A 26,518-nucleotide genomic window follows, 5' to 3' on the forward strand; every position below is an offset into this window, starting at 1 on the left:
AAACAGGCGCTCTTCCGGAATCATTTGAGCAAAAATTGGCAATAATTTATGCAGGACTATGTCGTTAATTATCGAAATAAAAAATTAAAAAGGTCGGGGGGATCTGTTTTGGGCCTGTTATCCCTGCAACAGCTGGCAGACCCGGCCATTCTAAAGAGGCTGCTAAGCTCTTTTACCGAGGCCACCGGGATGCGGGCAGTAATTTTAGATACTACTATGGAACCCGTTATCGGCGTCGAAGATTATACCTATCACTGCCGGTTGTGCCAGCTGGTTAACTCGGTGACAGAAGGTGCCGAACGTTGCCGGGAAACCTACCGCCGTGCCTGCCGGGCGGTGGAACTCATTGATCCCTGTATCCTCTTTTGCCATGCCGGCCTGGTTCACTGGGCCGCACCAATCAAATTGCAAGATCAGGTCCTGGGAACAATTATTTGCGGCCAAGCAATTATGTGGGAACTGGATGAGCAGGCCATGCAGGAGATATTTAACCGGGTGGCGGACCTGTGCCTACCACCCCGGGAACTGAGGGCTGCCATCCAGAAATTACGGGTTGTCCCGGCGCGGCAAGTCCAGCAAGGAGCGGAACTGTTAAAGAAGCTGGCGGCCCGGGTGGCAGCCAGCAGCCTGAGCAGCCTGGGGGCTACCGGGCAACAGGAAAAAAGAGGACCTTTAAAAGGGCCGTCCCTCTGGGACTGGCTGGTGGAAAGGGCCCCGTGGGAGCAAGGTAACGGCTACCAGCTGGATCTGGAAAATGAGCTGGCGATCAGGGTGCGCCTGGGGGACCGGCTGGGGGCAGAGACTATCCTGGAAAATCTCCTGGGGAACATCCTTTTTACCAACATCGGCCGCGCCGAAATTATCAAATATCGCCTGCTGGAGTTGCTGGCCATCCTTTCCCGGGCGGCTGCTGCCGGCGGCGCCAGGCCGGAAGAGATTTTAAACTTAAGTGCAGCCAGTATGCAAAAAATTTCCACCCTGTCCCTTGAAGAGAGCTTCATCTGGTTGCTGCGCACCCTGGATGAATTTATGGACCGGATCTACCGCGCCAGGGAAAGCCGCCAGACACCGCCGGTGGAAAAGGCTGTGGCCTATATCAATACCAACTACAGGCAGAGTATAGGTTTAGAAGATATAGCTGTCTTTGTTGATTTAAGCCCGGCCCACTTGAGCCGCCTGTTTAAAAAGGAAATGGGCCGCACGGTAATTGAATACCTGACCCTGGTGCGTATAGAAGCTGCTAAACGTTTGCTGCGGGAAGGGAAAACTATCGAAGAAGTAGCCACAGCGACAGGCTTTAATGAAGTTACCTATTTCAGCCGTGTATTTAAACGGGAGGTTGGCGTAACGCCTGGAACTTACCGGAGTAGATATGCCTGAAAAGTGATACTGTGAAAACGATCCCAATGGTCAAAAATATGCAAAAAAGTATCCGGATAGTTCAAAGGGTAAAGATGGTCTGATGGCGAAACCAAATTTAAATTTTACGGAGGTGACCTGTATGACCATGACACCGCGGGAAAGGGTATTAACTGCCCTGGCCCGGGGGGTGCCCGATCAGGTGCCCTTTGTGGAAAATGATGTCGAGGAGCCCCTCCAGGTAGAGATCATGGGCCGGGATGACTTCACACCGACCGAGCTCTGTGAGGTACTGGGACTGGATGGTTTTGGCTATCATTATCCTACCGGGGGGGAAGCCGGTACCGGCCAGTCCATGCAGGGGGGCGATGCCTTCCACGAGAAGTACTACTTCCCCAACAAGGTAACCTTTGACTTCTTCCCACCCTGGATCGCCAAAATGGGCGTTGATGCCGGTGGGCGCAACTTCATAGAAAAGGGCCTGCTGGTGGATGAAGAATCCTTGAAGCTCTTTGATGAATACCTGCCCGACCCCGATCACCCGGCCCGGTACGAACGGGTGGCTGAATGGATTGCCAAATACAAAGGCAAATACGCCGTCTTTGCCCGCATCCGCTTGGGCGCGGCTTCGACCATTAACAGCATGGGACTGGACCACTTCTCCTTTGCCATTTTTGACAATCCAAAGCTGGTCCATGAAGTCCACCGGCGTTTCTCCGAATGGTCGGCCCGGGTCGTCGAGCATTTAAATGAAATGGATTTCGACTTCTTCTGGGCCAACGATGATATAGCCGACAACCGCGGTCCCTGGGTATCACCGCAGATGTTCCGGGAATTTTTCCTGCCCCACATGAAAGTGGTGGCCCAGGCCATCAAAAAGCCCTGGATCTTCCACAGTGACGGCAACCTTTTTCCAGTTATGGACGACCTGCTCACCCTGGGGATGAGCGCCATTCACCCCATCCAGCCGGCAGCCATGGATATTGGCAGGATGAAGCGGGAGTATGGCCACCGCGTCTGCCTGGTGGGCAACATTGACCTGGACTATACCCTAACCCTGGGTACACCGGAAGAAGTGGACGCCGAGGTTAAGGAACGCATCCGGGTAGCGGCGCCGGGGGGTGGCTATATATGCAGCAGTGCCAACAGCCTGCCCAGCTACGCCAAAAAGGAAAACGCCCTGGCCATGAGGGATGCTATTAAGAAGTATGGTAAGTATCCCATTCAATTGGATTAAATTGCCGGCATTAACATTGAGGTAATTAGCAAAGGAGGGGATGCAAAAGGGCCGATAGGACGACAATAAGGTCAAAAAATGCTGGGGTTTAGTATATTTAACCTGTTAAAGGAGGGATTTGGTTGAGAAGGATCCGTGTATTGTTAATAGTGGCACTGGCAATAATTGTGGCACTGGCAGCAACGGGCTGCGGCGGTAACCAGGCAACATCAGGACAGGGCTCCGCAACTTCAGGAAGTTCATCCTCGTCAGGAACAATGGCCAAACAACCGGAGTTTGTCTGGCGGATGCAAGTGATCCATAATACCGGGCAGAGCGACTTTGAACAAAATAAACAGACGGCGGAAAAGATTTATAAGGCTACCAACGGCCGCTTAAAAATCGAAGTGCACCCCAATGGTACCTTTGCCAGCAGTATGGAAGCCTTCCAGGCTGCCGGCGACGGCGTTTTTGAGATGCTATCCAGTTGGCCCATATATGCCAAAGGAATCGACTATGCGTTCGTCCCACTGGGGACCGGGAATCTCACCATGGACGCCCACGACAAATGGGTGTGGGTCTATGAGGCCGGCGGGTGGGACCTGTTACAAAAGGCCTTTGATAAAATAAATTTGAAGCTCCTGGCGGTTGAAATCTGGGGAACGGAGGTTTTAATGGCCAATCAACCTTTCAAGAGCATCGAAGAAATGAAAGGTAAGAAAATGAGGACCTCTGATCCGCGCCTGCTGGAGAAGAACGGCGTGGCGGCCATTACCATGCCGTTAGAAGAGGTTTTCACCGCCATGTCGACGGGGGCCGTTGATATGGCCGAATTTGGCAATCTTGATTGGAACAAAGGGATAGGTTTGACCGATGTTGCCAAATACGGCATCTGGCCCGATTTCTGGAATGTTCACTTTATCACCACGGTCGTTGTCAACAAAAATGCCTGGAATAAGCTGCCGCCGGACATCCAGCAAATTGTGGAAATGGCTTTCCAGTCAGATGAACTCAAGCACTGGACCCGGAGTCAGTACCGCAGCGCCATTACTATGAAAGAGCTTGAAAAGAGCGGTAAGATGCAATTTGTCAGGATGCCCGAAGAGCAATTCATCAAGCTGCGGGAGCAAATGTATGAAATTGAGCAAGAGGATATAAAGAAATATGGCGGGCTGACCGCTGAGGTCTACCAATCCCTGTACAAGTTTATGGAAGACTGGTATCCCTATAAAGATATAGCCAGGTGGTGGGGCTGGGGCCTGACGCCGGAGCAGCAATTGGGGTACCAACCTAAGAAGTAACTTGCTATCCTGTTCCTCCAGGGCTGCCATGACTGGAGATAATCATGGCAGCCTTATAATCGATTTTTTTTAAAGAGGTGCTATAAAAGCATGACTGGTAAGTTGGCTAAGGTCCTAAAAGCAATTGATTCCCTTAGCGAAAATACAGGGAAACTATTTAGTTTCCTTATTCTCATAATGGTGGGCCTGGAAACCATTGAGGTGATAAGAAGGTATATTTTGCATTCACCTACTACCTGGGCCTGGGAGGTCGTGGTGTTACTCTATGGAGCCCATTTTATTACCGGCGGGGCATGGGTGCTTAAAGAAGGGGGGCACGTTCGCACCGATATATTGTTCAGCCGCTTTTCGCCTAAGATGAAAGCTATTGTTGACTTGCTTCTGTTCGCAATTATTTTCTTCACCTTTGTTGGCGTAATGATCTGGAAGTATTCCATCCATGCAATTTATTCCTGGTCAATAAAAGAGACGACTTACACCATGTGGGCGCCTCCTTTTTACCCCTTGAAAACTGTGGTTGCCATAAGTTTCATCTTTTTGGGGTTGCAAGGTTTGGCCAAATGGATTCGCGATCTAATTTTTGTTATTAAAGGGGAAGAAATTTAAATGACACCGTTAGAAACAATTCTAGTTGTAGGGATTATTTTCTTAATTGTTCTTTTTATGGGTCACCCCCTGGCATTTACCCTGGGTGGTTTGGGGATAATTTTTGGAGCTACATTGTGGGGTAACCCGGGAGTACTCAATCTTTTTGTGCGCTCAACGAACAACTTGATAACCAGTATAGCTTATGCCAGTATTCCCTTGTTTATCTTTATGGGTGCCGTGCTCGAGCGTTCCGGGGCTGCCGATGACCTTTTTGAATCCATGTACGTGATTCTCGGCAGGTTGAGGGGCGGTCTGGCGATAACTACGGTGGTCATTTGTACCCTGTTGGCGGCCGCCTCCGGGATTATCGGTGCCTCCATCACCGTCATGGGCATGCTGGCCCTACCGTCCATGCTAAAGCACCGTTACAACCCCGAACTGGCAACCGGGACGATTATGGCGGCAGGGTGCCTGGGCACCCTCATTCCTCCCAGTATTATCTTGATAATTTACGGCGCCCAGGCCCAGATTTCCATCGGCAAACTTTTTGCAGGGGGTATTGGGGCCGGTTTAGTTCTTTCCGGCCTCTATATAGCATATATTTTCGTACTCTGCCTCCTGAAGCCAAAATCCGGACCGGCAATAGCGCCGGAAGAGGCAGGCAAATATACCAGTCAACAAAAAATAGTCCTGGCCATAAAATCCATCCTGCCGACCCTCGGGCTCATTCTAATGGTCCTGGGTTCTATCCTGTTTGGAGTGGCCACACCCACGGAAGCGGCCGCCCTGGGGGCGGTGGGCGCACTGCTCATAGCTGCCCTTCATCACCGGCTTAACTGGCAAATGGTAAAAGAAGCGTCTTTTGCTACTATGAAAACGACGGCGATGATTATGTATATTATATTAACGGCGTCTATGTTTACTTCGGTCTTTTTAGGCCTCGGAGGCGGCCAGGTGATATCCGGCATTGTTAACGGGCTCAATATGAATCGCTGGTTGATATTGTCCGTAATACTGTTTATCGTTTATATTATGGGTATGTTTATTGATTCTTACGGCGTTTTGCTTATAGGTGTTCCCATTTTTACGCCGGTAGTATATGCCCTGGGCTTTGATCCCATATGGTTTGCGATTATTTTTGCCGTAATGATCCAGATGTCTTACCTTTCACCGCCGTTCGCTTACGCCGTTTTCTATCTCCGGGGTATTGCCCCCAAAGAAATAAGTACGGCCCAGTTGTACCGGGCGTGTTTTCCCTTCATGGCCCTCCAGGTTATTAGTTTGATTATCCTGTCCCTCTTCCCGGCTATAATCACCTGGTTGCCCAGCAAAATAATGTAGAGTGTATTATAAATAAATGGGAGAGATACCAGAACAACATTATTCAAGGAGATGGCTATGAGCCCAGAAAATAAAGGAAGCTTTGACAGGCGCATTATCGCCTGCGAAGTTTTGCGCTACGAATTGGAAAGCCTGGGCGTGCAGCCGGACGAAGCCATATTTTTAAAGCAGGGCCTGCACCGGACCCCGGAAAAGCTGCGGGTTACCATCCAGGAAAATATTGATCAATTAGAAGCCGGGGGTTTCCGCGGCAGGATTATCCTGGGGTACGGGCTTTGTGGTAATGGCATCGCTGGTCTTAAAACCAGGTACTGCGACCTGGTATTTCCTGGAGCCAATGACTGCATTGACCTCCTCCTGGGTTCCTGTCAGGCCCGCCAGGAAGATACGCTGAAGGGCTACGCCTACTACTTCAGCCCCGGCTGGGTTGCTTTCAGTGAGAACTCTTATACTGAATACCAGCGCTGCCTATCCCTTTACGGGGAGGAAACGGCTCGCTGGGTTATAGGCGAGATGCTGAAGGCCTATACGCGGGTAACTTATATTGATACCGGACAACAGGCTGGGGAGGAAGATCGAGAGTTTGTCAGGTTATTTGCCACGACCTTTAATCTTATTCCGGATGAAATTAAAGGTAGCCTGGAGTGGCTGGCTCGCCTTTTACATGGCGAAGGTGACGATATAATTAAGATTGCTCCTGGAACGGCAATTGAGGCCGATAAACTGGGGCTGGCAGGGAATATTCTGAGCCAGTGACAGGGTGATAAGGCTAAGGCAGTAAGTAAACTGATTCCGCGACCGGGTAAATACCCGGTCTTAATTTTTGTACGCTCATCAAAATGCTATTAGAGGCGGAAGCTTACCGCCCTTCCATTCGATAGCAGCATCCTGATTATTCCCTCCAGGTATGCCCTTACTGGCGTTTATGGTATAATACTGGCGGAGAAGCAAGGTATTACCCTGGCCAGGTTTTACGCCTGGCGATAAGCCCAGGGAATTTCCCGAGGGGGTATATTATGGCCACTGATAAAATTGTCATCCAGGGGGCGCGGGCCCACAACCTGAAGAATATTAACGTCACTATCCCCCGGGATAAACTGGTAGTCATTACCGGCCTGTCGGGGTCGGGGAAGTCTTCCCTGGCCTTTGATACCATCTATGCCGAGGGACAGCGCCGTTATGTAGAGTCCCTTTCTTCCTATGCCCGGCAATTCTTAGGCCAGATGGACAAACCTGACGTCGACGTAATCGAGGGACTATCCCCGGCCATTTCCATTGACCAGAAGACGGCCAGCCATAACCCCCGCTCCACGGTAGGTACGGTGACGGAGATCTACGACTACCTGCGGCTGCTTTTTGCCCATATTGGCCGCGCTCATTGTCCCCAGTGCGGCCGGCCCATTACGCCCCAGACGGTTTCCCAGATGGTGGACCGCCTGCTGGCTTACCCGGAAGGAACCCGTTTCCAGGTTATGGCCCCCATTGTCCGGGGCCGCAAAGGGGAGTACCGCAACGTCCTGGAGGAGATCCGCAAAGAGGGTTATGTGCGCGTCCGGGTGGACGGGGAAATCCGGGAAACGAGCGAGAATATCAATCTGGCTAAAAATAAAAAGCATACTATAGAGGTAATCGTGGACCGCCTCCAGGTGCGGCCGGGCGTGGCCCCGCGCCTGGCCGAATCCCTGGAAACGGCCTTGAAGCTCACCGGCGGTATTGTCCTTATCGATATCGTCGGCCAGGAAGAGTTGCTTTTAAGCGAGAAATTCGCCTGCATTGAGTGCGGCGTCAGCCTGCCGGAAATCACGCCGCGGCTCTTTTCCTTTAATAATCCCTACGGCGCCTGCCCGGCGTGTACCGGCTTAGGCGTAACCATGAAGGTCGATCTAGACCTGGTCATTCCCGATCGCGACCTTACCTTAAGGGAAGGGGCCATAGCGCCCTGGAGCCGCAGCAATAACGGTTACCAGCAGATACTGGAGTGCCTGGCTGAACATTACGGTTTCAGCCTGGATGTGCCCGTGCGGGAGCTCAAGCCGGAGCACCTGCAGGTTATCCTTTACGGTTCCGGGCAGGAGCGGATTAAATTCCGCTACACCAACCGTTTTGGCGACCGGCGCACTTACGAAGCCCCCTTTGAGGGGGTCATCCCCAATCTCGAGCGGCGCTACCAGGAAACCCAGTCGGAGTGGGCGCGGGCGGAGATTGAAAACTATATGAGCCAGCAGCCCTGCCCGGCCTGCAAAGGGGCGCGGCTGAAACCGGAAGCCCTGGCCGTCCGGGTTGGCGGCCTTAATATCTGCGAAGTGGCGGCCCTTAATGTCCGGGCGGCGGCCGGGTTTTTGCGCAATTTAACTTTAAGCGAGCGCGAGGAGATAATCGCCCGCCAGATTTTAAAGGAAATCCAGGCCCGGTTGCAGTTTTTGCTGGATGTGGGCCTGGACTACCTGACCCTGGACCGGGCGGCGGCCACCCTCTCCGGGGGGGAAGCCCAGCGCATCCGCCTGGCCACCCAGATCGGATCGCAGCTCATGGGCGTCCTGTACATCCTGGACGAGCCCAGCATCGGCCTGCACCAGCGGGACAACGCCCGCCTGATTGCCACCTTGAAGCGCTTGCGGGATCTGGGCAACACGGTCATCGTCGTCGAGCATGACGAGGATACCATGCGGGCCGCCGACTATATCATCGACATTGGTCCCGGGGCCGGGGAGCAGGGCGGCCGGGTGGTGGCGGCCGGTACCCCGGCAGAAGTAATGGCCAATCCCCGCTCCCTCACCGGCCAGTATTTGAGCGGCCGGCGGCGTATCCCGGTGCCGGCAAGGCGGCGCCGGCCGGGCGACAAATGGTTGACCGTTAAAGGCGCCCGCGAGCACAACCTGAAAAATATCGATGTCAGCTTTCCCCTGGGCCTGTTTATCGGCGTTACCGGTGTTTCCGGCTCCGGCAAGAGCACCCTGGTCAATGAGATCCTCTACCGGGCCCTGGCCCAGCGCTTGAACGGTGCCCGGACCAACCCGGGGGCCTTTGAGGCCATTACCGGCACCGAGCACCTGGACAAGGTCATTGAGGTCGACCAGTCGCCCATCGGCCGGACGCCGCGGTCCAATCCGGCCACCTATACCGGTGTTTTTGACGACATCCGCGCCCTCTTTGCGGCCACCCCGGAGGCCCGCACCCGGGGTTACAAACCGGGGCGCTTTAGCTTTAATGTGAAGGGCGGTCGCTGCGAGGCCTGCGGCGGTGATGGTATCATTAAGATTGAGATGCATTTCTTGCCCGACGTTTATGTACCCTGTGAAGTCTGCCAGGGGAAGCGTTATAACCGGGAGACCCTGGCCATAAAATACAAGGGAAAATCCATTGCCGACGTCCTGGCCATGACCGTGGACGAGGCGGCGGAATTCTTTGCCGCCATTCCCCGCCTGCACCGGCGCCTTGCCACCCTCCAGGACGTGGGCCTGGGCTACATCACCCTGGGCCAGCCGGCCACCACCCTTTCCGGCGGGGAAGCCCAGCGGGTGAAGCTGGCCGCGGAACTGGCCCGGCGCAGCACCGGCCGGACCATGTATATCCTGGACGAGCCCACCACCGGCCTGCACATGGCCGACATCGAGCGGCTGTTGAACGTCCTGCAGCGCCTGGTGGATGCCGGCAATACGGTGGTGGTAATTGAGCACAACCTGGATGTCATCAAGTCGGTGGACTATATCATCGACCTGGGCCCCGAGGGCGGTGAAGGCGGCGGCCGGGTGGTGGCCACCGGCACGCCGGAAGAGGTCTGCCGGGTGGCGGAATCCTATACCGGCCAGTTCCTGGCCCCCGTCCTGGAGCGGCATAAAGAGAGGCAGGCGGGCCGGGACCTGGAAGGAAGCCCGGAGCACCGGCCTCCGGGCGGGCATCAGGACCTGCCCCGGGTAGTAGGGCAAGAGTAGATGAGGAAGGGATACCATGGACCTGGAGGAGAAACTGGCGCGCTTGCCGGATCACCCCGGCGTCTACCTCATGCGCGACGCCAAAGGCGAGATCATTTATGTCGGCAAGGCCGCTTCCCTGAAAAACCGGGTGCGCTCCTATTTCCGCGGCCAGCACCCGCCGCGGACGCAGGTCTTAGTCAGCCATATTGCCGACTTTGAGTATATCCTGACGGATAACGAAGTCGAGGCCCTGATTCTAGAGTGCAACCTGATTAAAGAACACCGGCCGCGGTACAACGTCAGTTTAAAGGACGACAAAAGCTACCCGTATATCAAAATAACCACCCAGGAACAATTTCCCCGGCTGCAGATCACGCGCTCCCTGGTCCGGGACGGTTCCCGCTACTTCGGCCCCTACACCAACGTGGGGGCTTTGCGGGAAACTTTAAAAATCCTGCGCGGCCTTTTCCCGGTGCGCACCTGCCGGGAGACGCCCCTGCAGCACCGCAGCCGGCCCTGCCTCAACGCCCATATTAACCGCTGCCTGGCACCCTGCAGCGGTAAGGTCAACCAGGAGGCCTACCGGGAAGCGGTAGACAATATTGTCCTGTTCCTGGAGGGGAAACATACCACCCTGGTCAAGGAATTAAAGGAACAGATGGAAGCCGCCGCCGGACGGCTGGAATTTGAAAAGGCAGCCAGGCTCAGGGACCAGCTGCGGGCGGTGCAGGAGGTCTGCGAACGCCAGAAACTTGCTGCCGCCAGCGGGGAGGATGCCGATGCCGTTGCTTTCGCCCGGGAAGGGGAAGCGGCCCTGGGCCTTATCTTCTTCAGCCGGGGTGGAAAGGTTATCGGCCGCGACCATTTTTTCCTTACGGGGACAGAGGGCTTATCCCGGGGCGAAATTATGGCAGCCCTGCTGAAAGAATATTACAGCCGGGGGGTAGAAATTCCCCCGCAAATCCTACTCCACGACGAGCCGGATGACGCCGCCACCATCGCCCGCTGGCTGGGCCGGCTGCGCGGCGGCCGGGTCGAGTTGAAGGTACCCAAACGGGGCAGCAAGTTAAAGCTGCTGCAGCTGGTCCATGAAAATGCCGTCAGCCTCCTCCAGGAGCACCTCCTGGCCCGCCGGCGCCAGGAGGAGGGTGGCAAGGCGGCCCTGATGGAATTGCAACAGGCCCTTGGCCTGCCGCGGTTGCCGCGGCGCATGGAAGCCTATGATATTTCCAACTTCCAGGGGAGCAGCCCGGTGGGGGCCATGGCTGTCTTTGTGGACGGCCGGCCGTTGACCTCGGCCTACCGCCGCTTCCAGATCAAGACGGTCAAAGGCCCCAATGACTTTGCCTCCCTCCAGGAGGTTTTAAGCCGGCGTTTCCGCCGCGCCGCCGGGCAGGACCCGCGTTTTGCCGAGTTACCGGATTTCGTTCTTATTGACGGGGGCATGGGCCAGCTTCATGCCGCCCGGGAGGTCATGGCGGCCATGGGTGTGGCGGCCATTCCTACCTTTGCCCTGGCCAAGGAGGAAGAGCTGTTGTTCCGGGAGGGCAGCCCCGAACCGGTACGCCTGCCCCGGGATAGCCGGGCCCTGCAGCTCCTGCAGTACCTGCGGGATGAGGTACACCGCTTTGCCATTACCTACCACCGCCAGAAACGGGAAAAGGGCGCCTACCGCTCGGTACTGGATGACATTCCCGGAGTAGGTCCCAAACGTAAAAAAGCCCTGCTGCGCCATTTTGGGTCTGTTGCTAAAATAAGGGAAGCTACTTTAGACGAATTAATGGCCGTAGAAGGGATGAACCGGGCGGTGGCGGTCCGCATCCTGGAAGGCCTGGGGAGGAAAAATAATGGGGAGAATCCGGCTGGTAGCCCTTGACCTGGACGGGACGCTGTTAACCGACGATTTAGTTATTGAGCCACGGGCTAAAGAAGCCATAAGGAGAGTCCGGGAAAGGGGCATAACCGTAACCCTGGCTACGGGGCGCATGTTCAGTTCGGCCAGGCCCTACGCCGTGGAGCTGGGGTTGGATTTACCGCTTATTGTTTACCACGGCGCCCAGGTGCGCCACTCAGGGACGGGGGCAATCCTTTTTGAGCGCACCATTCCTTTGGACCTGGCCCGGTGTTTAATCACGCACATTCGCCAGTTTGGTTATGCCTATAACGTTTACCTGGATGACCGGCTCTATGTAGAAAGCATCCAGGCGGAGAACGAAAAATATGCCTGGCGGGCCGGGGTGGATTTACACCGGGTGGAGGATATGCTAACTTTTCTCCAGGAGGAGAAAAGAGAGCCCCTGAAGATCGTCGCCCTCCGTGACGGCCCGGAACTGGATCCCCTGGAAGCGGCCATCCGCCGGGACGTGGGGGAAGGGGTTTACCTCACCCGGTCACTGCCCCATTACCTGGAAATGCTCAACCCAGAGGTTAACAAGGCCCGGGGGCTCCAGGCCCTGGCGGAACTGGAGGGCATCCGGCCGGAAGAAATTATGGTTTTTGGTGACAGTTATAACGACCTCCAGATGTTCCGCTATGCCGGCCTGGCGGTGGCCATGGCCAACGCCCCGGCGGAAGTCCGGGCGGCCGCCGATTATGTCACCGGCAGCAATAACGACGGCGGTGTGGCCCGGGCCCTGGAGAAATTTATCCTGGGAGGTTGACCTTTGCTCCAGTCCTTCCGGGCTGATTACCATGTACATACCCGGCGCAGCGACGGCCGGGCCAGTGCCAGGGATATGGTGGCGGCGGCCCGCCGGGCCGGGCTGGAAGAAGTGGCCCTGACTGACCACGGCCCGCGCAATATCGGTGTGGGTGTCAATGCCGCCGGCGTATTCTTACGCCTGAAAAGGAAAGTGGCAACCTGGGAGTCCCCGAGTATCCGGGTGCTGGTAGGTGCTGAGGCCAATATTGTGGGTTTAAACGGGGAAATCGACATCCCGGCCGCCGTTTACCGGCAGCTGGATCTCCTGCTGGTGGGGCTCCATCCTTATGTCCTGCCCCGGGATTGGCCGGCAGCCCGTGACCTGGTGCTGGCCAACCAGCTCCAGGGACGCAGCCGCCGCTGGCGGGAAAGGGCCGTGGAGGCCAATACGCAGACTTTAATGGCGGCCCTGGAAAAGCACCCTGTCTTTTGCCTCACCCACCCGGGCCTGGGGATGCCGGTGGATATTGAGCCCCTGGCCAGGGCCTGTGCCCGGGCCGGCACCCTGTGGGAGGTAAATACCGGCCACCTCTACCAGCGGCCGCAAGAGCTGGCCAGGGCCGCCCGCTGTGGAGTGAGGTTTGTCGTCAACAGCGACGCCCACCAGCCCGCCACTGTGGGCCGCCTGGAAAAGGGGTGGCAACTCCTGCGTGCCGCCGGGGTACCCCCGGAGCAGGTAATAAACTTGCGTCATTGATGCTTTTAAGGGAGGGGAGAGTAATGACGGCAAACAACTATCCACGTCTCGTCATTGTAACTGGCCTTTCTGGAGCCGGCAAGACCCAGGCTGTGCGCTGCTTGGAAGACCTGGGCTTTTTCTGCGTTGACAACCTGCCCCCCTCCCTGATACCAGGGCTGGTTGATCTCCTGGGGCAACCCGCCAAAGAAGGGGAAGGGATAAACAAGGTGGCCCTGGTTATGGACATCCGCGGCGGCCAGTTTTTTGACGGCCTGGAGGAAGCCCTGGCCTACCTGGACGGCCGGGATATCCCCTACGAGATCCTTTTCCTGGAGGCGGCCGATGAAATCCTGGTGCGGCGTTACAAAGAAACCAGGCGCCGCCACCCCCTCTCCAGCGGCGGCCAGATTCTGGAAGGCATTATCGCCGAACGGCGGCGCCTGGAAGAACTGCGGGGCCGGGCCAGCAAGATCATCGATACTTCCGAACTCACGCCGCGCCAGCTTAAAGAGCAGGTAAGCGAACTTTTTGGCGACAGCCGGCGGCAACTGGTGATTAACATTATTTCCTTTGGCTATAAATACGGCATTCCCCTGGATGCCGATCTGGTTATGGATGTGCGCTTTTTGCCCAATCCTTTTTATATCCCCGCCTTGCGCCCCTTTACCGGTCATGATCGCTGTGTGGCCGAGTTTGTCATGTCTGCCCCGGAGGCCCGGCAATTTATCGAACAGTTTGCCGCCCTCCTGCGCTTCCTGATCCCCCATTACCAGCAGGAGGGCAAGTCCCACCTGGTCATTGCCATTGGCTGTACCGGTGGCCAGCACCGCTCGGTGACCCTGGCCAATAGACTGGGAGAAATACTCCGGGGCGATAATTACGACGTAGTAGTCAAGCACCGGGATGTAGTGCGTTATCTGAGCAGCGACAGCAGGAGGTAGGCAGGCGGGTGGAGGGTTTAAAGTGGCTTTACCCGGGCTTAAAGATTAAACGCTGGCTGTTGCTGGCTGCCGTGGGCCTGTTTTTACTGGTTTCCGGATTAACAGTGATCCTGGGGGTTACTCTCTTAGCCTCGGCGGAAAGGGGCGTTACCTGGTTTATCCTCCATACCCTGGGAGCCCTGGGTTCGCCCCTGCTGGGCGGGGTGGCGGCTGCGGGCCTGGGGGTGGTCCTTATCATTCTGGGGCTCCAGCGCCTGGCCAGTTCGGTTTTTAAAGTCCTGTTCCCCGGCAATACCAGTAACCTCTGGCAACTTTTTTACCGGCGCCAGTACCTGGCGAAAGGTCCCCATATAGTAGCTATCGGCGGGGGCACGGGTCTGGCCGTCCTCCTGCGGGGGCTGAAAAAGTACACCCGGAATCTCACGGCCATTGTAACCGTAGCCGACGACGGCGGCAGCTCCGGCCGCCTGCGCCAGGAGTTAAAAATCCCGCCACCGGGGGATATTCGCAACTGCCTGGTGGCCCTGGCGGATACAGAAAGCCTTATGGAGGAACTGTTCAATTACCGCTTCCACCAGGGAGAGGGCCTGGCCGGCCACAGCCTGGGAAATCTGCTGCTGGCGGCTATGACGGATATGGCCGGTGATTTTGACCGGGCCATCCAGGAACTGGCCCGGGTGCTGGCGGTTGGCGGCCGGGTTATTCCTTCCACTACCAGCCATGTCGTCCTGGGAGCCGAACTAGCCGATGGTACTACCATCCTGGGGGAAAGCAATATCCCCCGGGCCGGCAAGCGGATTAAAAGGGTGTTTTTACAGCCGGCCACCTGCCGGCCGCCGGCAGCCGCCCTGGACGCCATAGCCAGGGCCGATGCCATCATTATCGGCCCGGGGAGCCTCTATACCAGCGTCCTGCCCAATTTACTTGTGCGCGGTTTGACTGAGGCTTTACGCCAGTCCCCGGCACCGGTGTTTTACGTCAGTAATATCATGACCCAGCCGGGGGAAACTGACGGTTATACGGTGGCCGATCACCTGCAGGCTATTATTGATCACTGCGGCCCGGGCCTGGTGGATGTAGTTATTGCCCATCGCGGCCCTATTTCCCGGGGTGCCCTGCGGCGTTACGGCGAAAAGGGGGCCCACCCGGTCCTGATCAATGGACCGGGGATAGCTAGAATGGGCGTTGAGTTGCGTACGGGCTGGCTGGTGGACGAGATCCATGTGGTCCGGCACCACCCTGAACGCCTGGCCAGCCTGATAATGGAAGAGTTTTACCGCCACCATTCCCGGCGCCGGCAGCGCCTTATATACCTGGTCCGGGAGAAGTTTCGTAACCTGGCCCATTAACCGGGGCAGGATGGATGAACCGTACAGTAATAAAATGTTCCGGAGTGGGGCTAATGGCGATATCCTTCTCCTTCGAAACCAAAGAAGAACTGGCCCGGGTAAAAAAACGGCGCCCCTGCTGCGCTGAGGCCGAACTGGTCGCCATTTTACGCCAGGGTAACCTGGCCGGTTTACCGGGGGAGGGGGTAATCCTGCTGGCAACCACCCACGCTGCCATAGCCAGGAGGGTTTACTCCCTGGCCAGGGCGGTGCTGGGCCTGCCGGTCAAAGTACAAACTGAGCGCCGGAGCGGTAAAGGCCGGCCGCTTTTTAAGGTTTTAACTCCGGCCGGGGTAGAAGCATTGCAGGCCTGGCTGGCCGCCAGGACCGGGGCGCCGGAGTACCAGTGCTGCCGGGCCGCCTACCTCCGGGGTACCTTCCTGGTAACCGGCTCCGTCAATAAACCGTCGGCAACCCATCACCTGGAATTTCTCCTCGAAGGGGACGAGGAAGCCGCCCGCCTCCAGGACATTATGCAGCAGCTGGAGCTCCAGCCCCGTCTCAGCCGGCGCCAGCGCGGGCTGGTTCTTTACCTGAAAGACAGCGAGCAAATTGTCCGGGCTTTAAGCCTCATGGGGGCCCATAGTGCCGTCCTGGCCTATGAGAACGCCCTCATCTTTAAAGAAATGCGTAACCGGGTCAACCGCCTGGTAAACTGCGAGACGGCCAACTTGAGCAAGACCGTAGAAACGGGTTTACGCCAGGCAGAAAATATCCGCTACCTGGTGGCCACCCTGGGCTGGGATGGATTACCTGCCGGCCTGCAGGAGATAGCTGCTTTACGTCTCCAGCACCCGGAAGCAAGTTTAAAGGAACTGGGGGAAATGCTGGTACCACCGGTAGGGAAGTCAGGGGTCAACCACCGTCTGCGTCGCCTGGAACACTTAACCAAGCAGGTGCGGGCCCGGAGGGGGGAAATAGATGCGGCGAACGACAACCTACCCTGTTAACGGTCATAACGCCATGGCCTCCTGGCGCCGGGTTGCTCCCTTCTGGCGGGTAGCCTGGAATTTTTTTTGGATTGAACTCAGCCGCTTTTTACCCTTTTTGCGCCTGAAAAGCTGGCTTTTACGCCACCTGGTGGGGATGGATGTAGCGCCGACGGCTTCCATAGGGGTTATGGCCATGCCGGATATCTTAAGGCCGGATCTCATTCATATTGGCCCCGAGAGTATTATTGGTTATAATGTTACTATTCTGACCCACGAGTTTTTACCCCGCGCCTACCGCCTGGGGGCAGTGGAAATTGGCGCTTGGGTTCTCATTGGAGCCAATGTCACCATTTTACCAGGAGTGCGCATTGGCGATGGAGCCATTGTTGGTGCCGGAGCGGTAGTTACCCGGGATGTCCCGGCAGGGACCATGGTCGGCGGCGTCCCGGCGCGGGTGATAGGCAGGGTGGATGGTGATACCCGGGCATCTCGCCCGGGGCCGCCTCTTTCTCTGGAATAAGACCCTCATGCCGCTAACGCGGCACCATCAGAAGGATGAAAATAACGGGCTGGCATTTGTTTGGAGCGAGCGACTTGGTCCGAGCGGTTGAGCAGCCTTGGCGAAGCCGAGGAGCGAGGGCGGGGCCGAGGACAGGATGTCCGAGGCCAGCCTCTGAGGCAAGGAGGCCGAATAGGCCGGGAACCCCGCCCGAGCCCGAGGCTGAGCCGTAGGCTGATCCGCGAGGACCAGGGAGCGAGCAAAAACAATGCCAGCCTAGAGCTAAGTTATTTTCAGGGTAGAAACTGCTCCCTGGAAGGAGATGACCGGTGGGGAGGAAGACAATAGGAAATAACTGGTTAAAACACCTTCTCTGGGAAGCGCCCTACCAGAACTGGTTCCTGGTTACCCTGGCGGTTATCAATCTCCTGGGGTCCATTTATGGTTACTACTGGTACCGGGAGCAACTGGCTAGTACACCTTTAATATGGTGGCCCTTTACCCCCGACAGCCCCCTGGCGACAACCCTTTTTGCCCTGGCCCTGATCCTGGCATTCTACCGCCGGGAAAGCGGCCTGCTGCGGCTGGTGGCAGCAACGGCAGTGATCAAATACGGGCTGTGGGCGATGGTGATCATAAGTGACTACTGGCTGGCAGGGGCCCGGGTGACGGTGGTAGAGGCCGGCCTGTGGCTATCCCACCTGGCGATGATGGTCGAAGGCTTCCTCTTCCTGCGGCACTGGCCGGTCGCTCCCTGGCAGCTAGCCCTGGTGGTCCTGTGGCTGGGGTTAAATGACTTCGTTGACTATGGCCTGGGGTTGCACCCTTACCTCTTCAGCCCCGGTCAGGAAAGCCTGGCCCTGGCAACGGCTGCGGGCTTAAGCCTGGCCTTAAGCTTTTACCTGGCCCGGGCAATAAATTGGTCCCAGGGGCAGGAAAAATAGTCAGGAAGGACGAATAGTATAAATTAGGGGGGGAGAGTCATGCGCGAACGTTTAGGCCTTAACCTGGAACAGGCGCAAAAGTTAATCATGACGCCGGAACTGCGCCAGGCCATTGTTGTCCTGCAGCTCTCCACCCTGGAGCTGGCTGAATACGTCCAGCAGGAACTCCAGGAAAACCCGTTACTGGAAGTAAGGGACGAGGAAGAAGTTGCCGCGGCCGATGATGAACTGGTAGATGATCATGAGCCTTTCGAAATTGACTGGCAAGAATATTTCCAGGACGGCAGCGATTTGGGTTATGTCAGCGTTCCCCGGGAGGAACGCCCGGAATGGAATCACCAAAACCTCCTGACCGGCACGCCTACGCTGCAGGATCATTTACTGCTCCAGTTAAAAATAGCGGCCTCGACAACCCGCGAGCTGGAGATTGGGACGTTCTTAATCGGCAATCTAGACGCCAACGGTTACCTGAAGATTAGCCTGAAGGAAGCAGCCGCCTGTTTAAAGGTTTCCCCTGCGGCCGTCTGGCGGGTACTGCAGTGAATCCAGCATTTTGATCCTCCCGGGGTGGGAGCCAGAAACCTTACGGAGTGTCTTCTCCTCCAGCTGCGCCAGCGGGAAGATGCTCCCCCGGTAACGGAAAGAATTATTCGCAACTTTTTAACCGATGTTGCTGAGGGGCGGCTGACCCGTATTGCCCGGCGGCTGAACATGAGTCTCCCGGCCGTCCAGGCGGTGGTTGATTATATCCGCACCCTGGACCCCAAGCCAGGCCGCTCCTTTGGCGGCGGCCAGGAGAACCGCTATATCGTACCCGATGTAATCATTGAGCGGGTGGGTAGGGATTACGTGGTCCTGGTCAATGACCTGGCCATGCCGCGGCTGGGTATTAACCCCCTTTACCAGGCCTTAATGCGCCAGGAGGGGAGTTGCGACGAGGCAACCCGGCGTTTCATAGAAAGCAAGCTCAATGCTGCGGCCTGGCTTATTCGTAGCCTGGAGCAGCGCCGGCTGACCCTTTACCGGGTGGTTAACTGCCTGGTGCAAGAGCAGCGGGAATTCCTGGATAAAGGTATAAAATACCTGAAACCCCTGACCATGCGCCAGGTGGCCGCATCCTTAGGCATCCATGAATCTACCGTCAGCCGGGCGACGGCCAATAAATATGTCCAGACGCCCCAGGGAGTCTTTGAATTAAAATTTTTCTTCGCCAGCGGTGTGGAAAAAAAAGGCGGCGCTGCTGCCGCCGAAAGTATCAAAAAAATGATTGCTGAAGCCATCAGCCGGGAAGATGCCACCAATCCTCTCACAGACCAGCAGCTGCAGGAACTCCTGCAGCAGCAGGGGATCAAGATTTCCCGGCGGACGGTGGCCAAGTACCGCGACGAGCAGGGCATTCCCGCCGCTGCAAAAAGAAAACGTTACTAGGCTTGCAGGGGGCCAGGCGCCCCCTGTAACGGTTAATTCTGTCTATTTCTAAAGGAGGATTTTGGCGATTTGTGTTGAACAGTGAATGATGGTACAAGCGAGATCATTATATTGCCTGTTACTTTATGGTATAATAAAATAAAGCATGGCAGGTGGGAAGAACCCGGGTCAACCTGCGCTAGACAAACAGGGTTACCTCTCACATCTTATAAAGGAGGAGTAATACATAATGGCAGTCAAAGTAGGTATTAATGGATTTGGGCGGATCGGCCGCCTGGTGTTCCGAGCTTCCCTGGAGAAACCGGAACTGGAAGTTGTAGCCATCAACGACATTACCGACGTCCAGACCAATGCCCACCTCTTGAAGTATGATTCAGTCCATGGTCGTCTCAATGCTTCTGTTGAGGCCAGGGAAGACAGTATCGTTGTCAATGGCCGCCCCATTAAGGTTATCGCTGAACGGGACCCGGCTAAACTCCCCTGGAAGGACCTGGGTGTAGATATTGTCATTGAATCTACCGGCGTTTTCACCGATGCCACCAAAGCGGCAGCCCACCGCCAGGCAGGGGCCAAAAAGGTCATAATTACCGCCCCGGCCAAAAACGAAGATATTACCATCGTTATGGGCGTCAATAATGACAAGTATGATCCCGCCCAACACCATATTGTTTCCAATGCCTCCTGCACCACCAACTGCCTGGCTCCCGTGGCCAAGGTACTCCATGAAAACTTTACTATTCTGCGGGGCCTGATGACTACAGCCCACTCCTATACCAACGACCAGCGCATCCTCGACCTGACCCATAAAGACCTGCGGCGGGCCCGGGCCGGTGCCCTTTCCATCATCCCTACCACCACCGGCGCTGCCAAGGCCATCGGCCTCGTCTTACCCGAACTGAAGGGTAAACTGAACGGCCTGGCCATGCGGGTGCCCACCCCCAACGTTTCCGTCGTTGACCTGGTAGTGGACCTGGAAAAACCGGCCACAGTAGAAAGCATCAATACCGCCCTGAAGGCCGCCGCCGAGGGTCCCATGCAGGGTATCCTGGGTTACTGCGAAGAACCCCTGGTTTCCCGCGATTTCAACGGCGACCCGCGTTCCTCCATTGTCGATGCCCTGTCCACCATGGTTATCGATGGCACCCTGGCCAAGGTGGTAGCCTGGTACGACAACGAGTGGGCCTACTCCAAACGGGTCGTCGACCTGGCGGCCTTTATGGCTGCTAAAGGGCTGTAAAGGGACGGTCGCCGCAAGGCGGCCGTTTCGCATGCCGGGGCAATTAGGGTAGTATAATGAGGAAGTAGTCAGGCACAATTGCTGCCCATCTCCCACTTCTATTTTTGAAGGAGGCATGACTGGTGGCCAAGCTAACTTTGAAAGACCTGGACCTCAATAATAAACGGGTACTGGTGCGGGTCGACTTCAACGTACCCCTGGAGGCAGGCCGGGTAACCGATAACACCCGCATCCGGGCGGCCCTGCCGACCATCCAATACCTCATTGACCACGGCGCCCGGGTAATCCTCATGTCCCACCTGGGGCGTCCCAAGGGCAAAGTCAAGGAAGAGCTGCGCCTGGACCCGGTGGCTAGAGAACTGGAAGGCCTCCTCGGCCGGCCGGTACATAAAGTCAACGATTGTATTGGCCCCGAAGTAGAAACGGCGGTAGCGGCCCTTAAACCCGGCGAGGTTCTTCTCCTGGAAAACCTGCGCTTTTATCCGGAAGAAGAGAAAAATGACCCTGAATTTGCCAAAAAGCTGGCCTCCCTGGCCGACCTTTACGTCAACGACGCCTTTGGCGCCGCCCACCGCGCCCATGCTTCCACGGAAGGCGTGGCCCACTACCTGCCGGCGGCGGCCGGGTTCCTGTTGCAGAAGGAAATCGAAACCCTGGGGAAGGCCCTGGCCGACCCGGAACGGCCCTTTGTGGCCATTATCGGCGGGGCCAAGGTATCCGACAAAATCAGCGTCATCCGCAACCTCCTTACCAAAGTGGATACCCTGATTATCGGCGGCGGCATGGCCAATACCTTTTTGCGGGCTAAAGGTTATGCCATGGGCAAGTCCCTGGTGGAAGAGGACCAGGTCTCCCTGGCCCGAGAGCTTATGGCAACGGCAGAGCAGCAGGGGGTAAAGATGCTGCTGCCCCGGGACCTGGTGGTGGCCCAGGAGTTCAAGGCTGATGCCCCCCACCAGGTAGTAGCTGCCAGCGCCGTCCCCGACGGCTGGATGGCCCTGGATATCGGCCCCGAAACGGCGCGGGAGTATGCCGGTGCTTTGACCGGTGCCCGGACCGTCGTCTGGAACGGGCCCATGGGCGTCTTTGAAATGGAACCCTTTGCCCGCGGCACCGAGGCTGTGGCCCGGGCTGTGGCGGCCGTGGACGGCATGACCATCGTCGGCGGCGGGGACTCGGTGGCGGCAGTAGAAAAGATGGGTGTGGCGGCAAAAATTGGGCATATCTCCACCGGCGGCGGCGCCTCCCTGGAGTTCCTGGAAGGCAAGGCCCTTCCCGGTGTAGTAGCCCTGACGGAGAAATAGGGCGAGGGGAGGGATTCGCTTGCGCCGACCGATTATTGCCGGCAACTGGAAGATGCATAATACTACCGATAAGGCCAGGGAGCTGGTTACCCTGCTGAAGCCCCTGGTAGGTACCACCGGCGTGGAAGTGGTTGTCTGCCCGCCTTTCACGGCCATAGCGGCAACGGTCAATGCTGCAGCCGGTTCCAATATCTCGGTAGGCGCCCAGGACCTTTTCTGGGAAGACTGGGGTGCCTATACCGGTGAAGTATCCGCCCCCATGCTGAAAGAACTCGGCTGCCGTTTTGTCATTATTGGTCATTCCGAGCGACGCCAGTACTTTGGCGAGACCGATGCCACAGTCAATAAAAAGCTCCATGCCGCCCTGCGCCACGGTCTGGTCCCCATCGTCTGCGTCGGCGAAACCCTGGCCGAAAGGGAAGCCGGTAAGACCCTGGACGTGGTCCGCCGCCAGGTCCGGGAGGGTTTAAAGGGGCTGGTACCAGGCCAGGTGGAAACCCTGGTGGTGGCCTATGAACCCGTCTGGGCCATCGGTACCGGCCGGACGGCTACGGCAGCCGACGCCCAGGAGGTCATCGCCTTTATCCGGGAAACCTTAAGGGCCATGTATGGCGAAGAGGCGCGGGCTACTCGCATCCAGTACGGCGGTAGCGTCAAGCCGGAAAATATTGCCGAGCTCATGGCCCAGCCCGATATAGACGGCGCCCTGGTAGGGGGAGCAAGCCTGGACGCCATTTCCTTTGCAGCCATTGTCAACTATCAGCAACACTAGCCTGAAAGAGGGGTGGGGTACCGGGTAGTGCTCTCCCACCGCTCACCCCGTAGCTCCCCAATAAAAGTAGGGAACAGGAGAAATCATCTTGGTAAATGTTAATCGACCTTTAATGTTAATCATCCTTGACGGTTTCGGCCTGGGGCAGCCGGGGGAAGGCAATGCCATCAGCCAGGGCCGTTTACCCAATTTCCGTCGGATGCTGGCTGAATACCCCCATACCCGCCTCCAGGCTTCCGGGGAAGCCGTGGGCTTGCCGGCAGGCCAGATGGGCAATTCCGAAGTCGGCCACCTGAATATCGGCGCCGGCCGCATTGTCTACCAGGAATTAACCCGCATAAGCCGGGCCATCCGCGACGGTTCCTTTTTTACCAATGAAGTGCTCCTCAAGGCCGTGCGGGCGGCAAAGGAACGGGGCGGCGCCCTGCACCTGATGGGCCTGGTCTCCGACGGCGGCGTCCACAGCCACCTGGAGCACCTGTATGCCCTCCTGGAACTGGCCCAAAGGGAGGGAATGGAGCAAGTCTACATCCACGCCTTCCTGGACGGCCGCGACGTCCCCCCGGCCAGTGCCGCCGGCTATCTGGAGCAGGTGGAGGCGGAGTGCCGGCAGCGGGGCACAGGGGCCATCGCCAGCATCATGGGCCGTTACTATGCCATGGACCGGGATCGGCGCTGGGACCGGACGGAGCGCGCCTACCGGGCCCTGGTAGGGGGAGAAGGGTACCAGTTCCCTTCTGCGGCGGCGGCCATCCAGGCTTCCTATGACCGGGACATTACCGATGAATTTGTCGAGCCTTCCATAATCACCTGCGCCGGCCGACCCGTGGCGCTGGTCCGGGCCAAAGACAGCGTGATTTTCTTTAACTTCCGCGCCGACCGGGCGCGGCAGCTGACCCGGGCCTTTGTGGACAGAGAGTTTGAACCCTTTGACCGCCCCGGCGGGCGCCTGGATATCCAGTTTGTCTGCCTGACCCAGTACGACGTCACCATCCCGGCGCCGGTAGCCTTCCCGCCCCAGGTTTTGACCAATGTCCTGGGCGAGGTCATAGCCAGCAACGGCCTGAAGCAGCTGCGTATTGCCGAGACGGAAAAGTACGCCCACGTCACCTTTTTCTTTAACGGCGGCGTGGAAGAACCTTTCCCCGGCGAAGACCGCTTGCTCATTCCTTCGCCCAAAGTGGCTACCTATGATCAAAAACCTTCCATGAGCGCCCGGGAAGTTACGGACGCCGTTCTGGAACGCCTGGATAAGTATGATTTTATCGTTTTAAACTTTGCCAATCCCGATATGGTTGGCCATACCGGCGACCTGGCAGCGGCCATTACGGCCGTGGAAACGGTGGACGAGTGTATCGGCCGCATTGCCGCGGCCATGGAGGAACGCCGGGCGCCCCTCCTGGTAACGGCCGATCATGGCAACGCCGAAGAAATGCGGGAACCCAACGGTGAGCCCCATACGGCCCACACCAGCAATCTCGTACCCTTTATTTTAGTCGACGACGGCTACCGGGGCGCTGCTTTAAGGGAAGGTGCCCTTGAGGACGTGGCCCCCACGGTACTGGACATCCTGGGGCTACCCAAGCCGGCGGAAATGACCGGGAAAAGCTTGATAGAAAAAGCAAATTAACACGGAGGTGTTCTTAGCCTATGACCATTATCAACGATATCTACGCCCGGGAGATCCTCGACTCCCGTGGCAACCCCACGGTGGAGGTGGAAGTATTCCTGGAAGGCGGCGGCTGGGGCCGGGCGGCCGTACCCTCGGGAGCTTCCACGGGAGCCTATGAAGCCGTTGAGCTCCGGGATAAAGACGAAAAGCGCTACGGCGGTAAAGGTGTCCTGGACGCCGTCAACAACGTCAATGTCATTATCGCCCCGGAACTGGTGGGCATGGATGCCCTGGATCAGCGGGAAGTAGACCGGCAGCTCATCGAATTGGACGGTACCCCGAACAAGAGCAAGTTGGGGGCCAACGCAATACTCGGGGTTTCCCTGGCCGTCGCAAAAGCGGCAGCCGATGCCCTGGGCCTGCCCCTGTACCGTTACCTGGGCGGGGTCAACGCCCATACCCTGCCGGTACCCATGATGAATATTTTAAACGGCGGCAAGCACGCCGATAACAACGTTGACATCCAGGAGTTCATGGTCATGCCCGCCGGCGCCAGCGACTTTGCCGGTGCCCTGCGCATGGGCGCCGAGGTCTTCCACAGCCTGAAGGCCGTATTGAAGGGTAAAGGCCTCGGTACAGCTGTCGGCGATGAAGGCGGCTTTGCCCCCAATTTACGTTCCAACGTGGAAGCTATAGAAGTGATTCTGGAAGCCATCACTAAAGCCGGCTATGAGCCGGGCAAGGATTGCTTTATTGCCCTGGACCCGGCCGCCACGGAGCTTTACCGGGACGGTAAATACGTCTTTGCCGGCGAAGGCGTCACCCGCACCAGCGCGGAGATGATCGACTTCTGGGCCGATCTGGTAGAGAAGTACCCCATTATCTCCATCGAAGACGGCCTGGCTGAGGACGACTGGGAGGGCTGGCAGAATCTTACCAAACGCCTGGGCCATAAAGTCCAGCTGGTGGGCGATGACCTCTTCGTTACCAATACGGAACGTTTGCGCCGCGGCATAGAGATGGGTGCGGCCAATGCGATCCTGATCAAGGTGAACCAGATCGGCACCCTGACGGAAACCCTGGAAGCCATCGAGATGGCCAAAAAGGCCGGCTACACGGCCGTTGTCTCCCACCGTTCCGGGGAAACGGAAGATACCACCATTGCCGATATCGTGGTGGCCGTCAACGCCGGCCAGATCAAGACCGGTGCTCCTTCCCGCACCGACCGGGTGGCCAAGTACAACCAGCTCTTGCGTATTGAAGAAGAGCTGGATGCCGCCGCCCTCTACCCGGGCCTGAAGGCCTTTTACAACTTGAAGAAATAGTACCTTATATAAATAAACCCCGGCAGGCAATCTGCCGGGGTTGATCATGTGCGCCCTTATCCCCAAATAGTTGGCCAGGCGGTCTCAAAACCAGCCTTTGCGCCGGAAGAAAAAGAGCATCACTGCGGCCAGCAGGGCCATGACCCCCAGGACGGTAAAATAGCCGTAGCGCCATTCCAGTTCCGGCATGTAGCGGAAATTCATGCCGTAGATACCGGCGATGAGGGTTAAAGGCATCATTATCGTAGTAATTACCGTCAAGACCTTCATGATTTCATTGAGGCGGTTGGAGGTCAGGGAAAGGTAGATTTCCAGGGTGGAACTGGCCAGGTCATGGAAGGTTTCCACCTGGTCGATCAGGCGCAGCATTTCGTTGTAGATATCCAGGAAAAAGACCCGGTTTTCCGGTTTTACCAGCTTGAACTCGGGATAGGCCAGGAGATTGATTATATCCCGCTGGGCGCCAAGAATTTTGCGCAGTTTAATGGCCTGGCGCCTTAAGGTAAAGACTTGATTGAGAATCTGCCGGGTGGGCCGGCGGAAGACTTCCTCTTCCAGGTATTCGATTTTGCTTTCGGTGCGGTCAAAAAAGGTAAAAAAGGTTTCCGTCAGGGGTTCGAGCAGGCTGTAAAGGATAAAGTCGACGCCCTTCTGGAAAAGCTGCGGGTCCTGACGGTGCTGGTTCCAGAGTTTGGTCACGAACTCCAGTTCTTCCTGGTGGACAGTAACGATAAATTTGGGACCCAGGAAGACATTGAGGGCTGTGGTCAGGGAATGCTGGTGGGCCTTCACACATCGCAGGGTGAGGAAGGCATATTCATCATACTGGGCCATCCCTGGCCGGTAGTGGGGGTGACGGCAGTCTTCTACGGCCAGGGGGTGAAAATGGAAGAGGTCCGTCAAGAGGTCCAGTTCCGCTGGGGCCGGCTGTACCAGGTCCAGCCAGGTAAACTCCTCACCCTGCCGGGGCTGGAAACCAGGGGGCAAATTTTCCTTGAGTCCCTGTTGCGGGTGAAAAATTAAGAGGCGCTGCATGC

General features: G+C 57.1%; 21 protein-coding genes and 1 pseudogene. 21 read left to right on the top strand and 1 reads right to left on the bottom strand.

Annotated features, from left to right (window positions below; translation table 11 throughout):
* The first annotated feature begins 108 nt into the window (after window positions 1-108).
* The 21 genes and pseudogenes from MOST_RS11350 (at window position 109) to eno (ending at window position 25,481) form a co-directional block, all read left to right on the top strand.
* The gene (locus MOST_RS11350; protein ID WP_054936163.1) at window positions 109-1,380 is read left to right on the top strand and encodes a PocR ligand-binding domain-containing protein; all 1,272 of its coding nucleotides are present in this window, start codon (window positions 109-111) and stop codon (window positions 1,378-1,380) included.
* A gap of 121 nt (window positions 1,381-1,501) precedes the next feature.
* Window positions 1,502-2,596, top strand: coding sequence for a uroporphyrinogen decarboxylase family protein (locus MOST_RS11355; protein WP_054936162.1), 1,095 nt, complete (start codon window positions 1,502-1,504; stop codon window positions 2,594-2,596).
* Window positions 2,597-2,718: 122 nt separating this feature from the next.
* Window positions 2,719-3,876 carry a TRAP transporter substrate-binding protein DctP gene (gene dctP / locus MOST_RS11360; RefSeq protein WP_129588685.1) on the top strand — a complete coding sequence of 386 codons (1,158 nt, stop codon included), beginning with the start codon at window positions 2,719-2,721 and terminating at the stop codon, window positions 3,874-3,876.
* 90 nt (window positions 3,877-3,966) lie between these two features.
* Window positions 3,967-4,482, top strand: a complete 516-nt coding sequence (locus MOST_RS11365) for a TRAP transporter small permease subunit (RefSeq protein ID WP_054936160.1) — start codon at window positions 3,967-3,969, stop codon at window positions 4,480-4,482.
* A complete protein-coding gene (locus MOST_RS11370) occupies window positions 4,483-5,805 on the top strand; it encodes a TRAP transporter large permease (protein WP_054936159.1) in 1,323 nt (440 codons plus the stop codon).
* A 57-nt stretch (window positions 5,806-5,862) separates the two neighbouring features.
* Complete coding sequence (locus MOST_RS11375; protein WP_054936158.1) at window positions 5,863-6,561, top strand: DUF1638 domain-containing protein; 699 nt, start codon at window positions 5,863-5,865, stop codon at window positions 6,559-6,561.
* A 260-nt stretch (window positions 6,562-6,821) separates the two neighbouring features.
* Window positions 6,822-9,737, top strand: a complete 2,916-nt coding sequence (gene uvrA / locus MOST_RS11380; RefSeq protein WP_054936157.1) for an excinuclease ABC subunit UvrA — start codon at window positions 6,822-6,824, stop codon at window positions 9,735-9,737.
* Window positions 9,738-9,753: 16 nt separating this feature from the next.
* Window positions 9,754-11,595, top strand: coding sequence for an excinuclease ABC subunit UvrC (gene uvrC, locus MOST_RS11385; protein WP_054936156.1), 1,842 nt, complete (start codon window positions 9,754-9,756; stop codon window positions 11,593-11,595).
* Window positions 11,567-12,379, top strand: a complete 813-nt coding sequence (locus tag MOST_RS11390; RefSeq protein ID WP_054936155.1) for a Cof-type HAD-IIB family hydrolase — start codon at window positions 11,567-11,569, stop codon at window positions 12,377-12,379. Before uvrC ends, MOST_RS11390 begins: the two co-directional genes overlap by 29 nt.
* A 3-nt stretch (window positions 12,380-12,382) precedes the next feature.
* Window positions 12,383-13,117, top strand: coding sequence for a PHP domain-containing protein (locus MOST_RS11395; protein ID WP_054936154.1), 735 nt, complete (start codon window positions 12,383-12,385; stop codon window positions 13,115-13,117).
* Between the two features lie 23 nt (window positions 13,118-13,140).
* Complete coding sequence (gene rapZ / locus MOST_RS11400; protein ID WP_054936153.1) at window positions 13,141-14,040, top strand: RNase adapter RapZ; 900 nt, start codon at window positions 13,141-13,143, stop codon at window positions 14,038-14,040.
* Window positions 14,041-14,048: 8 nt separating this feature from the next.
* Window positions 14,049-15,389 (top strand): gluconeogenesis factor YvcK family protein, encoded by a 1,341-nt coding sequence (locus MOST_RS11405; RefSeq protein ID WP_054936152.1) that lies wholly within the window; start codon window positions 14,049-14,051, stop codon window positions 15,387-15,389.
* Between the two features lie 53 nt (window positions 15,390-15,442).
* Window positions 15,443-16,378, top strand: a complete 936-nt coding sequence (gene whiA, locus MOST_RS11410) for a DNA-binding protein WhiA (protein WP_054936151.1) — start codon at window positions 15,443-15,445, stop codon at window positions 16,376-16,378.
* Window positions 16,350-16,880, top strand: a complete 531-nt coding sequence (locus MOST_RS18265; RefSeq protein ID WP_054936150.1) for an acyltransferase — start codon at window positions 16,350-16,352, stop codon at window positions 16,878-16,880. The genes whiA and MOST_RS18265 overlap by 29 nt, the downstream gene beginning before the upstream one ends.
* Window positions 16,881-17,188: 308 nt before the next feature.
* On the top strand, window positions 17,189-17,803 hold the full coding sequence (locus tag MOST_RS11420) for a DUF1405 domain-containing protein (protein ID WP_083476523.1): 615 nt from the start codon (window positions 17,189-17,191) through the stop codon (window positions 17,801-17,803).
* Between the two features lie 39 nt (window positions 17,804-17,842).
* Window positions 17,843-19,231 (top strand): annotated as a pseudogene (rpoN, locus tag MOST_RS11425) (RNA polymerase factor sigma-54).
* A gap of 229 nt (window positions 19,232-19,460) precedes the next feature.
* Window positions 19,461-20,468, top strand: coding sequence for a type I glyceraldehyde-3-phosphate dehydrogenase (gene gap, locus MOST_RS11430; protein WP_054936149.1), 1,008 nt, complete (start codon window positions 19,461-19,463; stop codon window positions 20,466-20,468).
* 122 nt (window positions 20,469-20,590) lie between these two features.
* Window positions 20,591-21,772 carry a phosphoglycerate kinase gene (locus MOST_RS11435; protein WP_054936148.1) on the top strand — a complete coding sequence of 394 codons (1,182 nt, stop codon included), beginning with the start codon at window positions 20,591-20,593 and terminating at the stop codon, window positions 21,770-21,772.
* A gap of 19 nt (window positions 21,773-21,791) precedes the next feature.
* The gene (tpiA, locus tag MOST_RS11440; protein WP_083476522.1) at window positions 21,792-22,544 is read left to right on the top strand and encodes a triose-phosphate isomerase; all 753 of its coding nucleotides are present in this window, start codon (window positions 21,792-21,794) and stop codon (window positions 22,542-22,544) included.
* 112 nt (window positions 22,545-22,656) lie between these two features.
* Entirely contained in the window at window positions 22,657-24,174 is a 1,518-nt protein-coding gene (gpmI, locus tag MOST_RS11445; RefSeq protein ID WP_054936197.1) for a 2,3-bisphosphoglycerate-independent phosphoglycerate mutase, read from the top strand.
* A 20-nt stretch (window positions 24,175-24,194) separates the two neighbouring features.
* Entirely contained in the window at window positions 24,195-25,481 is a 1,287-nt protein-coding gene (gene eno / locus MOST_RS11450; RefSeq protein WP_054936147.1) for a phosphopyruvate hydratase, read from the top strand.
* Between the two features lie 84 nt (window positions 25,482-25,565).
* On the opposite strand, the gene corA is transcribed toward eno, so the two are convergent.
* Window positions 25,566-26,516 carry a magnesium/cobalt transporter CorA gene (corA, locus tag MOST_RS11455; RefSeq protein ID WP_054936146.1) on the bottom strand — a complete coding sequence of 317 codons (951 nt, stop codon included), beginning with the start codon at window positions 26,514-26,516 and terminating at the stop codon, window positions 25,566-25,568.
* Window positions 26,517-26,518: the final 2 nt, after the last annotated feature.

The organism is Neomoorella stamsii (assembly GCF_002995805.1).
In the GTDB taxonomy this organism is placed as follows: domain Bacteria; phylum Bacillota; class DSM-521; order Neomoorellales; family Neomoorellaceae; genus Neomoorella; species Neomoorella stamsii.

What these genes read in the sequence shown, in the direction of transcription:
- corA (WP_054936146.1), bottom strand. Translation starts at nt 26,516, where the DNA reads ATGCAGCGCCTCTTAATTTTTCACCCGCAACAGGGACTCAAGGAAAAT.
- MOST_RS11370 (WP_054936159.1), top strand. Translation starts at nt 4,483, where the DNA reads ATGACACCGTTAGAAACAATTCTAGTTGTAGGGATTATTTTCTTAATT.
- eno (WP_054936147.1), top strand. Translation starts at nt 24,195, where the DNA reads ATGACCATTATCAACGATATCTACGCCCGGGAGATCCTCGACTCCCGT.
- rapZ (WP_054936153.1), top strand. Translation starts at nt 13,141, where the DNA reads ATGACGGCAAACAACTATCCACGTCTCGTCATTGTAACTGGCCTTTCT.
- MOST_RS11365 (WP_054936160.1), top strand. Translation starts at nt 3,967, where the DNA reads ATGACTGGTAAGTTGGCTAAGGTCCTAAAAGCAATTGATTCCCTTAGC.
- uvrA (WP_054936157.1), top strand. Translation starts at nt 6,822, where the DNA reads ATGGCCACTGATAAAATTGTCATCCAGGGGGCGCGGGCCCACAACCTG.
- gpmI (WP_054936197.1), top strand. Translation starts at nt 22,657, where the DNA reads ATGTTAATCATCCTTGACGGTTTCGGCCTGGGGCAGCCGGGGGAAGGC.
- gap (WP_054936149.1), top strand. Translation starts at nt 19,461, where the DNA reads ATGGCAGTCAAAGTAGGTATTAATGGATTTGGGCGGATCGGCCGCCTG.
- uvrC (WP_054936156.1), top strand. Translation starts at nt 9,754, where the DNA reads ATGGACCTGGAGGAGAAACTGGCGCGCTTGCCGGATCACCCCGGCGTC.
- MOST_RS18265 (WP_054936150.1), top strand. Translation starts at nt 16,350, where the DNA reads ATGCGGCGAACGACAACCTACCCTGTTAACGGTCATAACGCCATGGCC.
- MOST_RS11355 (WP_054936162.1), top strand. Translation starts at nt 1,502, where the DNA reads ATGACCATGACACCGCGGGAAAGGGTATTAACTGCCCTGGCCCGGGGG.
- MOST_RS11375 (WP_054936158.1), top strand. Translation starts at nt 5,863, where the DNA reads ATGAGCCCAGAAAATAAAGGAAGCTTTGACAGGCGCATTATCGCCTGC.
- MOST_RS11390 (WP_054936155.1), top strand. Translation starts at nt 11,567, where the DNA reads ATGGGGAGAATCCGGCTGGTAGCCCTTGACCTGGACGGGACGCTGTTA.
- whiA (WP_054936151.1), top strand. Translation starts at nt 15,443, where the DNA reads ATGGCGATATCCTTCTCCTTCGAAACCAAAGAAGAACTGGCCCGGGTA.